This is a genomic window from Pontixanthobacter luteolus (genome assembly GCF_009828095.1).
GTDB lineage: Bacteria > Pseudomonadota > Alphaproteobacteria > Sphingomonadales > Sphingomonadaceae > Pontixanthobacter > Pontixanthobacter luteolus.
Window position 1 is genome coordinate 261,054 of sequence record NZ_WTYP01000002.1, and the last position, 11,465, is coordinate 272,518.

Annotated in this window: 10 protein-coding genes; 6 read left to right on the forward strand and 4 right to left on the reverse strand. The window is 59.9% G+C overall.

From position 1 onward, the window contains the following. Positions 1-11 precede the first annotated feature (11 nt). Genes GRI43_RS09775 through GRI43_RS09785 form a run of 3 tightly spaced genes read right to left on the reverse strand, consistent with a single transcriptional unit; the run spans position 12 to position 3,852 of the window. Entirely contained in the window at positions 12-1,289 is a 1,278-nt protein-coding gene (locus tag GRI43_RS09775) for an NADH:flavin oxidoreductase/NADH oxidase family protein (protein WP_338090057.1), read from the reverse strand. Further along, entirely contained in the window at positions 1,286-1,693 is a 408-nt protein-coding gene (locus GRI43_RS09780) for an acyl-CoA thioesterase (RefSeq protein WP_338090033.1), read from the reverse strand. The genes GRI43_RS09775 and GRI43_RS09780 overlap by 4 nt, the downstream gene beginning before the upstream one ends. Next, positions 1,690-3,852, reverse strand: coding sequence for a S9 family peptidase (locus tag GRI43_RS09785; protein ID WP_160730939.1), 2,163 nt, complete (start codon positions 3,850-3,852; stop codon positions 1,690-1,692). The genes GRI43_RS09780 and GRI43_RS09785 overlap by 4 nt, the downstream gene beginning before the upstream one ends. Before the next feature lie 107 nt (positions 3,853-3,959). On the opposite strand from GRI43_RS09785, the gene GRI43_RS09790 reads away from it, so the two are divergent. From GRI43_RS09790 to GRI43_RS09815, 6 genes are all read left to right on the forward strand, one after another. Beyond that, entirely contained in the window at positions 3,960-5,777 is a 1,818-nt protein-coding gene (locus GRI43_RS09790; RefSeq protein WP_160730940.1) for an aminopeptidase P family protein, read from the forward strand. 68 nt (positions 5,778-5,845) lie between these two features. Then, on the forward strand, positions 5,846-6,220 hold the full coding sequence (locus GRI43_RS09795; RefSeq protein WP_160730941.1) for a VOC family protein: 375 nt from the start codon (positions 5,846-5,848) through the stop codon (positions 6,218-6,220). 11 nt (positions 6,221-6,231) lie between these two features. Continuing rightward, positions 6,232-6,630, forward strand: coding sequence for a cupin domain-containing protein (locus GRI43_RS09800; RefSeq protein ID WP_271439865.1), 399 nt, complete (start codon positions 6,232-6,234; stop codon positions 6,628-6,630). A gap of 196 nt (positions 6,631-6,826) precedes the next feature. Beyond that, positions 6,827-7,519, forward strand: coding sequence for a hypothetical protein (locus GRI43_RS09805; RefSeq protein WP_160730942.1), 693 nt, complete (start codon positions 6,827-6,829; stop codon positions 7,517-7,519). Positions 7,520-7,584: 65 nt separating this feature from the next. Next, the gene (locus GRI43_RS09810) at positions 7,585-8,325 is read left to right on the forward strand and encodes a response regulator (protein WP_160730943.1); all 741 of its coding nucleotides are present in this window, start codon (positions 7,585-7,587) and stop codon (positions 8,323-8,325) included. A 4-nt stretch (positions 8,326-8,329) separates the two neighbouring features. After that, entirely contained in the window at positions 8,330-9,730 is a 1,401-nt protein-coding gene (locus GRI43_RS09815) for an ATP-binding protein (protein ID WP_160730944.1), read from the forward strand. Between the two features lie 120 nt (positions 9,731-9,850). Here the strand turns inward: GRI43_RS09815 and GRI43_RS09820 are convergent, their stop codons facing one another. Beyond that, positions 9,851-11,425, reverse strand: a complete 1,575-nt coding sequence (locus GRI43_RS09820) for a helicase HerA-like domain-containing protein (protein WP_160730945.1) — start codon at positions 11,423-11,425, stop codon at positions 9,851-9,853. Positions 11,426-11,465 lie beyond the last annotated feature (40 nt).

Below are 11,465 nucleotides of genomic sequence, written 5' to 3' on the forward strand. Positions count from 1 at the left end.
AGGATGTCCCTTCAGGACCGGGCAGCACGCCACTTGCGATAATTCTTCGCCCGTTTTGCTGCCCGCATCTGGTCGGCGATCAGCGCCTTCACCGGCCAGCCGCCCATGCCGGGTTTCTTGCCCGCCGCCATCCGTTCGATCTGAACTTTGGTCAGCGCCATTACCGCGAGGGCTGACAGGGATTTGTTGGACCAGCCGACCTGCGGCAGATCGACATCTGCATTGTGCTGGCCTTGCCAGTGATTGGGCAAGTCCGGATCGCTGGCGAGCGCGCGGGCAATGCCGAGCATTTCAACGCCGAAGCCTTGCTCGTCATGCTCCAGTGCTGCCTCGGCTACTTCCAGTCGGGTAATTCCCCCCGTGACCATGATCGGCATGTCTGCAACCTTGGCAATGTCTCTCGCAAAATCGACAAAATAGGCTTCGCGCGCCTCGGTCGAATTTTTGGGGCCAGCGTCATCCTGCGGATTGCCCTGCATGGCCGGGCTTTCATAGCTGCCGCCCGAAAGCTCCACGAAATCAAGCCCGTGACCATTCAGCCACTCGACCACCTGCCTTGCATCGTCAGCGCCGAAACCGCCGCGCTGAAAATCCGCCGAATTCAGTTTCAACCCGACCCCGAAGGACAGCTTCACCCGCGCCCGCACAGTCTCCACAATACGCATCAGGAAACGGGCGCGGTTTTCCAGGCTGCCGCCCCATTCATCGTCCCGCTTATTGGTAAGCGGGGATAGGAACTGGCTGATCAGATATCCGTGCGCACCGTGAATTTGCACGCCGTCAAAACCGGCTTCCTGTGCCGCTTCGGCGGTGTCGGCAAACCGGTTTATGATCGTTTCGATCTCTGTAGCTTCCAGCCGCCGTACCGGCGCGAACATGGATGAGAACTTGCCCAGATCCAGCGCGACAGCCGACGGTGATACCGCGGTTTCGCCCAGGCTCTTGTATAGCTGCCGTCCGGGGTGGCTGATCTGCAACCAGAACTGGCCGCCGCCCGATTTGCCTATCTCCGCCCATTTCCTGAACGGCGCAAGATCGGTGCCTTTTTCCAGCACAACGGCGCCCGGCCCGGTCAGTGCAGTCGGATCGACCATGACATTGCCCGATAGGATCAATCCGGTGCCACCCTTTGCCCAGCGGTCATACAGCGTGAACAGCCGCTGTCCCGGATACTGGCCAGGCTGCTGGGCCAGGTTTTCCTCCATCGCCGCCTTGCAAATGCGGTTGGGCACAGTGCTGCCATTGGGCAGTGTGAGGGGCGTGAAAAGCGATGTATCGGTGATGGTTATTCTCCCGGATCGGAGCGGAAAGGTGCGAGCACTTCGGGCCGTACGCGGGCGAGCCGCCCGGTTTCGCGGTGCAGCATGGCCCATGTGGTGGCGGCCGAAACGATGATCTTGCCATCGGCATTGCGAAAATCGACCCGGCGCAGGCTTTTTGCGCCCTTGGCCTCATCCGGAATCCAGGTTTCCCCGGTCACGGTTTCGCCCTGTCCGATATTGCCGCGATAATCGATTTCGTGGCGGATCACGAGCCACACGAACTCGGCCGCATGGGCAGGATCAGCGACCGCATCCCAGTGTGCGGTCGCCATGTCCTGCACCCACTGCACCCACACCGCATTGTTTACATGACCCATCACATCGATGTGCTGAGGCCCGGCGATGAAAGTCTTGCGAAAGGGTTCGCTCACTCATCAATCCCGAAATGCGAGAGGATGAACGCGTATTCCTCTGCCGCTTCGTACAGCGAGGTGAAGCGGCCCGATTTGCCGCCGTGGCCTGCGCCCATATTGGTCTTCAGCAGCAGCTCGTTATTGTCGGTCTTGGTGTCGCGCAATTTGGCGACCCATTTGGCCGGCTCCCAATAGGTGACGCGCGGATCGTTCAGGCCTGCGGTTACCAGCATGGGCGGATAATCCTGCGTCGTCACCTGATCATAAGGCGAATAGCTGAGGATGTAGGCGAAGGCCTGCTTGCTTTCGATCGGGTTGCCCCATTCGGGCCACTCACCCGGCGTCAGCGGCAGGCTGGTGTCGAGCATGGTGCTGAGCACATCGACGAACGGCACGTCAGCCACGACCGCCTTCCACAAATCGGGATCAGTGTTGACCACCACGCCCATCAGTTCGCCCCCTGCGGACCCGCCGCTGGCGCTGATCATGCCTTCCTCGGTATAACCCTTGGCTGCCAGCCCCTTCGCGACGTCGACGAAATCGTTGAACGTGTTGGTCCGGTCATTCAGCTTGCCCTGCAGATACCATTTGCGGCCCAGATCATCGCCACCGCGGATATGCGCGATGGCATAGGCCATGCCGCGATCGAGCAGGCTAAGGCGGCTGGATGAAAAGCCGGGCGAAACAGCATAGCCATAAGCGCCGTAGGCATAGAGGTGTAGCGGACCCGCGCCTTCGGGGCGATCCTTGCGCATTACCACGCTGACAGGAACCTGCGTTCCATCGCGTACAGTGATTGTCTCGCGCACGGTGATGTAAAGCGAGGCGTCATATCCGCTGGGGATTTCCTGCTGCTTGAGCAGTTCCAGCGAAGCGCCGGATACGTCGTAATCATACACCGAATCGGGCGTGACCATGCTTTCATAGGAAAGGCGCAGCTTGCTCACGTCATATTCGGGATTGTTGGATAATCCGGCAGTGTAGCTCGCCTCGGGAAATGCGATCGGCGTGACTTTTGCCGAATCCGCGTAATTCCTGATCTGCACCTGATCGAGCCCGCCAAGACGGCCTTCGGTGACATAGAAATCCTTGAACAGTTCGAAATCGGTCAGGTAGAATTCGTCCGCCCCCTCGATCAGCGTCGACCATTCGGCCGGACTTTCGAACGTCGCGGTGGCAAGGCGAAAATTGACGTGGTCGTCATTGGTATGGACGAAGATTATTCCGTCGCGCAGGTCGACCGAATATTCGATGCCCTTTTCGCGCGGCCTGATCAGTATCTGTTCGCCCAGCGGGTTATCTGCGCGGACCAGACGGACTTCGTTTGTCTCGTTGTCGCCAGCTGAAATAACCAGCCAGTCTTCCTGTGCCGACAATCCCGCACTGACGCTGAAACCGATGTCTTCCTCGGTGTAGATCTGCACGTCCTGATCCGCAGATGTGCCGATGGTGTGGACGCGGACATTGTCGACCCGCCAGTTCTCGTTGGCCTTGCCATAGACGAGCATCGTGTCATCCGCCGACCAGACGAGGCTGGTGCGCGTCTCGGTGATCACATCGTCCAGCAATTCGCCGGTCTGCAGGTCCTTGACCCGCGCTGTGTATCGTTCAGCCCCGTTGTCATCGAATGAATAAGCGAGATAGCGCCCGTTCTTGCTGACGGAAAATGCGCCGAGGCGGTGATATTCCTTGCCCTCCGCCATCTGGTTTTCGTCGAGCAGCAATTCCTTGTCGCCGCCGGCAACCGGCTGCCGGTACCACAGGCGGTATTCCTTACCCTCTGCCACTTCAGTCCAGTAGAGCCAGTCACCATCCTTTTGCGGGACGGAGGAATCGTCTTCCTTCACCCGGCCCTTGAGTTCTTCGAACAGCTTTTCGACCAGCGGTTTGCGGCTTTCCATTTCCTGTTCGAACCAGGCATTTTCCGCCTTCACATAGTCCAGCACATCCTCGTCATCGACCACCGGATAGGATTGGTCTTTCAACCAGTGGTAAGGATCTGAAATGGTGATGCCGTGGTGGCTGTAACTGTGTTCCCGCTTCTCTGCGACAGGCGGAGCGGCAATTTTCTTGTCAGACAAACTTGTTTCCTCGGTTCGGGATGCATCCTGCGCCGATAGCGGCATGGCGAAAGACAGCGTGGCGATCGCAATGGCAGCGGAAGAGGCAATTCTCATGGCGGATGTCCCTGTTGGAATGATGCGACCTATGGTAATGGGTTCAGTTGAAACTATGTCGCCGGATGTACCGCGACAAGCACCGATTGAAATTCAGGACCGATTATATGCTCATGCAGACCCACGAAGCCCGCCTTTCCGCTCTGCGGGAAGAAATGAAGCGCCAGAAACTGGACGGTTTCGTGGTGCCGATTTCCGATGAGCACATGTCCGAATATGTCGGTTCCTACGCTCAGCGGCTGGAATGGCTGACCGGGTTTGGCGGTTCTGCCGGCAGCGCAATCGTGCTCTCGCATACCGCCGCGATTTTCGTCGATGGGCGCTATACCATTCAGGTCCGCGAACAGGTGGACGGGAAGCTGTTCGATTATCAGTCGACGCTGGACACCACCCATGCAAAATGGCTCGCGGCCAACGTTACCAAGGGTGCTCGCATCGGATATGATGCATGGCTCCATTCAAAGGGATGGGCCGACAGCCTTTCTGCCGCGCTCGCGCGGAAGGGCGCGGAACTGGTCGCTGTCGAAACCAATCCGATCGATGCCGTGTGGGGCGATCAGCCGAAACCTTCGAAAGCCCCTGCAATCGTCCATCCGCAGGAATTTGCCGGGCAATCTTCCGCCGAAAAACGCGCGATCGTGGCCGATTGGCTGAAGGAAGAGGAATACGACGCTGCTGTCATCAGCGCGCTCGATTCCATCGCCTGGATGCTGAATATTCGCGGCGCGGACGTGGACCGTACCCCGGTCGCGCTATCGTATCTGATCGCGCACTCCGACGGCACTGCCGAGCTGTTCATCGAACCTGAAAAGGTCACACCAGAACTGGAACAGCATCTGGGCAATGCTGTCACCATTCGGGACCGCGCCGACTTTACCCCTCACCTGAAAGATTTCGCCGGCAAGACCGTGGCCGTCGATCCCGATTACGGCGTGGCAGCGATCTATCAGGCCCTGGAAAAGGGCGGCGCAACAGCGGTTGCGGTGCGCGATCCAGCAATCCTGCCCAAGGCGATCAAGAATCCGGTCGAACAGCAGGGGCACCGTGATGCGCAGGCGCGCGACGGTGCTGCGGTCGCCAAATTCCTGCACTGGCTTTCGTATGAACCATCCAAAGGCGGCCAGACGGAACTGTCAGCAGCCGCCAAGCTGCGCGAATTCCGCGATGAAACCGGCGTTCTCAAAGACCAGAGCTTCGACACGATTTCCGCCACCGGCCCGCACGGCGCGCTCTGCCATTACCGGGTCGATGAAGACAGCAATCTCGGTATCGAGCCGGGCAGCGTTTTCCTGTGCGATTCCGGGGGCCAGTACCTCGACGGTACGACCGACATCACACGCACGGTGTGGATCGCGGGCGAAGGCGACAAAGCCCAGCCGACAGCCGAAGTGCGCGACCGTTATACCCGCGTGCTGAAGGGCCATATCCAGATTGCCCGCGCGATTTTCCCGCAAGGTACAGTTGGCGGCCAATTGGACGCATTCGCGCGTCAGTATCTGTGGGAAGCGGGCGTCGACTACGCCCATGGCACCGGCCACGGGGTTGGCAGCTTCCTCGGCGTGCACGAAGGGCCGCAGCGCATTGCGAAGGCATCGGGCGGCCAGCCGGGCACGGATCAGGAATTGTTCGAAGGCATGATCCTCTCGAACGAGCCGGGCTATTACAAGGACGGCGCGTTCGGCATCCGGATCGAGAATCTCGTGCTGGTAGAAAAGCAGGAAATCGACGGCGCAGAGGGCACCTATCTCGGGTTTGAAAACCTCACCTGGGTTCCGATGGCGCGCGATATGCTCGACCTGTCGCTGATGACCGCGGAAGAGAAAGACTGGTGGAATGCGTATCACGCAAAAACCTACGAAATCCTCGCTCCGCAGCTGGATGGCGATGTTCTCGATTGGCTGAAGGACGCTTGCGCCCCAATCTGAGCGTCCTTGTGAGCCGCTAAATGTTCCTGTATTGTTCCGATGTTGCGAGTCGCGATTAGGAGGATACTATGCTGGGATATGTAACGCTGGGAACGAACGACCTGCCGCGGGCAGCCAAGTTTTATGATGCGGTTGCGGGGGAAATGGGCGTCGGGCGAATGATGGAATTCGATCAGTTCATTGCCTGGGGCGAAGCTGGCGGAGCGCCGGGCATTGCTGCAACAAAGCCGTTCGACGGGAACGAGGCGACCGTCGGAAACGGAACAATGGCCGCGTTGATGGTCGACAGCACCGACAAGGTGCAGGCCGTATACGATGCGGCGCTGGCCAATGGCGGAACCGACGAAGGCGCACCGGGGCCGCGCGGTGATGACGGGTTTTATGCCGGATATTTCCGCGACCCGGATGGCAACAAACTCAACGTCTTCACGATGACGAAATAGGCCACCTTCCGGTGGACGCCGCGAGAAAGCTGTCCGAAAGCTGGGTGCATTTGGGCCTGGGGGCGAGCGCCAGCCCTCAGCCGCCCTTCGCGGGGATGGAATGGTACGACGCTTACGCCAAGCGGACTGCCAGCGACGGTGCCGAAGGCAGGCTGGTCAGCCAGCACAGTTTCAGTGAAGGATGGCCCACATGGGAAATGCACCCTCACGGCGCAGAGGTGGTAATCTGCATCGATGGTGAAATGACGCTGACGCAGGAATTTCCGGACGGGCGCGAAGTCCAGGTGATCCTCACGCCGGGCGATTATGCGATCAATCCGCCCGGGGTCTGGCACATTGCCGACATCGATTCGCATGCCACTGCGATCTTCATAACCGCCGGGGAAGGCACGCAGCACAGGCCGCGGTAGCTGCAATCCGCCAAAATTTCAGCTGCATGAACGGCTGTCATTTGCTGCGACAATTTGCGACATTTCAGGCCGCAACCGGGATATTCCTGCGACAATGGGTCACTAGAAAGGTATCACGAGTTGCGGCGACCCTTGATCTCCCCCCCTCCCTGACGGGGTTGCCGCAGCTCAATCGAAACGACGATTGGAGAGACTTATGAAGACCCCCACCAAGAAGATTACTCTGGCCCTTTCTGCAGCAGCTCTCGCCCTCGTTGGCGGTACCGCAATCGCAGCCCAGCAAAATGACCGCCGCGGCGCCGATGCGAACGGCGACAAGATTATAACCCTTGCCGAACACAATGCCCATGCAGACACGATGTTTGCCCGGCTGGATGCCGATGGAAATGGTGTCATCAATACGGAAGACCGTGCCGCGCGCAAGGAAGCGCGATTTGCCCGGCTTGATGCGGATGGCAATGGCGAAGTGACCAAGGCTGAAATGGATGCTGCAGCATCTGAACGGCGCGCAAAGCGTGCTGATCGTGCCGATGCGCGCTTCGCAAGGCTTGATACCGACAATAGCGGCGGTATTTCCGCAGCTGAAATGGACGCAGCCCGTGAAATGCGCAGCGAACGCCGCGGCAAGCGCGGTGACCGGATGGAAGCACGCGGCAAACGCGGCGGCGACAAGATGGCCCGCGGAAATCGGGGTAAGCGCGGAAAACAAGGCATGGCTATGCTTCGGCAGGCTGACACCAATGGCGACAAAGCCATCAGCCGCGCCGAATTCGACGCTGCGATGACCGCCCGCTTCCAGAAGATGGACACCGATAATAGCGGCTCGATCTCTCAGGAAGAACGCCAGGCTGCGCGCGCAGAGCGCAAGGCAGCCCGGCAGGCCCGCTAAATTCCGGCTGGCAAGCTTGCGCTTGCTAGGCACCTCGTCGCGGGTCTAGGCGCGGTAAGGAACTCATGACTGACACCGCGCCCACCCAATTGCTGCTCGTCGACGACGAAGCCAGTTTACGCGAACCCCTGGCGGAGTATCTTACCCGCCAGGGGTTTGTCGTGCGCGAAGCGGAAAGCGCCGCCAGCGCACGCAGCGTGCTGATGGAATTCACCCCGAACCTGATCTTGCTGGATATCATGATGCCCGGCGAAGATGGCCTTTCGCTGTGCCGGCATCTGGTGGAAACCCGCGAACTGCCGGTCATTCTGCTGACGGCCAAGGGCGAGGCGACGGACCGGATCATCGGGCTGGAAATTGGCGCCGATGACTACGTGGTAAAGCCGTTCGAGCCGCGCGAACTGGTCGCGCGCATCCGATCCGTTCTGCGCCGCACCGGCAAAACCGGTTCGAAGCCGGCACCGGAAGAAGACGCGATTTATGTCTTCGAGGAATGGCAGCTCGATCCGCTGAAACGGCGCCTCACTGATCCCGATGGGGTGGTCATATCCATTTCGACTGCGGAATTTCGCCTGCTTCAGGCGTTTCTTGAAAATCCGCGCAGAGTGCTCGACCGTGACCGGTTGCTGGACATGGTGCAGGGCCGCGAAGCGCATTTGTACGACCGGGCAGTCGATAATCAGGTCAGCCGCCTGCGCCGCAAGATCGAGGCTGACAGCCGCAATCCCGAACTTATCCTGACTGTGCGCGGGGGCGGTTACCGCTTCGCCGCCGATGTCCGCCGCCAGCCAGCGGCCCAGAGCTAAGACCATGCGGTTCTGGCCCAAGAGCCTGTTGGGGCAGGTGCTTCTCGCAGTCGCGCTGGCCTTGCTGGTGGCACAAACGATTTCCGCAGGTCTGTTATGGCGCGCCGCCGAGACGAGGCGGGACGAGGCCTTGCTCAATTCTGCTGCGTTTCGCCTGGTGGTGCCCGAGCGGCAGAACGCCCGCCGCGATCTTCGCGGTGCCGATAACAGGCCGCGCAACGATTTGCGTAATCGCACTCGCCGGTTTCCGCGCCCCTTGCGGCTGGAAACATCCGCCAGCTTCGAGTTGATGAGCGGCGAGACCCGCGAGACGCAGCTGGAAGAACAACTCGCTGGCATTCTGGCTGACCAGAATTTCTCCGCCGCAGAGTTGATCGTGATCGAACGATTGGCGCTCGATGATCCGTTCGTGCTTGGCCGCCCACGACTGATGCGGCGGGTCATCGACCAGGATCGTCCGGTCACCAAAGTCCTTGTCGCTGCTTTGAAACGGACCCCGGACAGCCAGTGGCAAATTGCGCGGGTTCCGATACCGGAGTCCAACGGAGCGGCGCTGCGCACAATCGTCTTGCAGACGCTGATTATCTATCTGGTGCTCGTCGGCCTCCATTTTCTGCTGCTCCGGCGTATTACAAAGCCGCTTGCCGCGCTGACCCGGCGCACAGAAAATTTCGGCAATGGCGGACAGATGCAAGAACCGCTGGAACCCAATGGCCCGCAGGACGTGCGCCGTCTGGTAACTGCGCATAATGCAATGGAAGCACGGATCGCCGCATTGCTCGATGAAAAAGACGTGATGCTTGGAGCGATCGGGCACGATCTGAAGACACCGCTAGCCGCGCTGAGGGTGCGCATCGAAAACGTCGAGGATGAAACCGAGCGCCGGAAAATGGCCGCCGGGATCGAGGATATCACCCGCTCGCTCGACGATATCCTTACTCTGGCGCGGATCGGCAAATCAGGCGAACCGCCCGAGCGTGCCTCGCTTTCCGCACTGGCCGCGGCAGTCGTCGAGGAATTCGAGGATCAGGGCCAACCGGTCACGCTCAATACCAATGGAAAAATCGTCCATCCGGTTTACCTGACCTGGCTGAAACGTGCGCTGCGCAATTTGATCGGAAATGCCCTGAGATACGGCGGCACCGCTGCGGTTACCCTGCGCGAAACCGGCACCCATGTCGTGCTCGAAGTGGACGATAACGGTCCCGGTATTGAAGAGGCCCGCATCGCCGAAATGCTCGAACCGTTCAAGCGCGGGGAGGCATCGCGCAACCGTGACACCGGCGGTGCAGGCCTTGGTCTGACAATCGCACGGGCTGTTGCCGAACAGCACGGGGGACGGCTGATTTTGGCGAACCGGCCCGAAGGCGGACTTCACGCAGAAATCCGGCTCCCGAAAGGTTGAGACTTAGGCGGCTCTGCGTGCAGCAGGAAATTTATCGCCTTTGCCATTCCGGCCAAGGCATCCAGCCATCCGCACCGCCAACCCCATCGCTGGCTGATGCAGACATCTGGTGCCTTGCGTCTAGCGCATCAGGCCGCCGATCAGATTGCGGACAAACCGGCCGGCAATCGGCCCGGCTAGATCGGTCGCGATCGATCCGGCGGCAGAGGTCACGCCCGATGCCATCGGGTTGGCGCGCGATTTCTTGCCCAGCACCGCAGCAGCAGCGGCGCCGGCTGCCGAACCTGCCGCAACCTTAGCCCCGCGGCTGAAGGCCTTTTCCCACAGGCTGGGCGTCTTGCGCGATTGCTTACGCACTTCGTCCTCGCCCTTTTCCTCAACTTCTTGCGCGGTCTGCGCGGCATCGGCCGCCTTGGCCGCGAGCACTTCTTCAGCGCTTTCGCGGTCAACCGCCGTGTCGTATTTCCCGTCAACCGGGCTGACGGAATTGATGATCGCGCGTTCTTTCGCGGTGATCGGACCCAGCCGGCTGCGCGGCGGCTTGATCAGCGTGCGCTGAACAACCGAAGGCGCACCGTCATCCATCAGGGTGGAGACCAGTGCCTCACCCACACGCAATTGCGTGATTGCCTCTTCCACATCGAGATCGGGATTGATCCGGAAGGTGTCGGCAGCCGCCTTGATCGCTTTCTTGTCACGCGGAGTGAACGCCCGCAGCGCGTGCTGCACGCGGTTGCCCAGCTGGCCGGCCACTTCCTCGGGAATGTCGATCGGGTTCTGCGTTACGAAGAAGACGCCGACGCCTTTCGAACGGATCAGGCGGACGACCTGTTCGATCTTGTCCTCCAGCGCCTTGGGCGCATCGTCGAACAACAGATGCGCTTCATCGAAGAAGAATACGAGCTTGGGCTTTTCCGGGTCGCCGACTTCTGGCAGCGATTCGAACAGTTCGGCGAGTAGCCACAACAGGAATGTCGCATAAAGCTTGGGGCTGCGCATCAGCTTGTCTGCAGCCAACACGTTAATGTATCCGCGCCCCTGTTCGTCGGTTTTCAGGAAATCGTCGATCTCCAGCGCGGGTTCACCAAAGAAATTGTCCGCCCCTTGCGCCTCGAAGCTGAGCAGCTGCCGCTGGATCGCGCCAACGCTCTGCTTGCTGACATTGCCGTATTTCGCAGAAAGTTCTTTCGAGTTTTGCGAGGCGTGCAGGAGAATCGACTGCAGATCGGCAAAATCGAGCAGCAGCAGACCGTGTTCATCGGCATATTTGAAGACGATCTGCAGCACGCCTTCCTGCGTGTCGTTCAGATCGAGCAACCGCGAAAGCAGCAGCGGCCCCATCTCGCTGATTGTCGTGCGGATGGGATGGCCCTGTTCCCCGTACAGATCCCAGAAGATCGCCGGGTTATCCGAATAGGCATAGTCTTCCATGCCCAGTTCTTTCGCGCGGCCTTCCAGCTTGTCGGCGTGCTTGAAAGTGGGCGATCCGGGCATCGAAATACCCGACAGATCACCTTTCACATCGGCCACGAATACCGGCACGCCATTGGCGGAGAAACTTTCTGCAAGCCCCTGCAGCGTGACCGTTTTACCCGTGCCGGTCGCGCCCGCGATCAGTCCGTGACGGTTCGCACGCCCCAGATCGAGCGATTGTTGCTCCTGATTTTCGCCTAGCCCCAGAAAGATGCTGCCCATTTTTGTCTTGCTCCGACCCTGAAATTGTATGCTGCGGCTG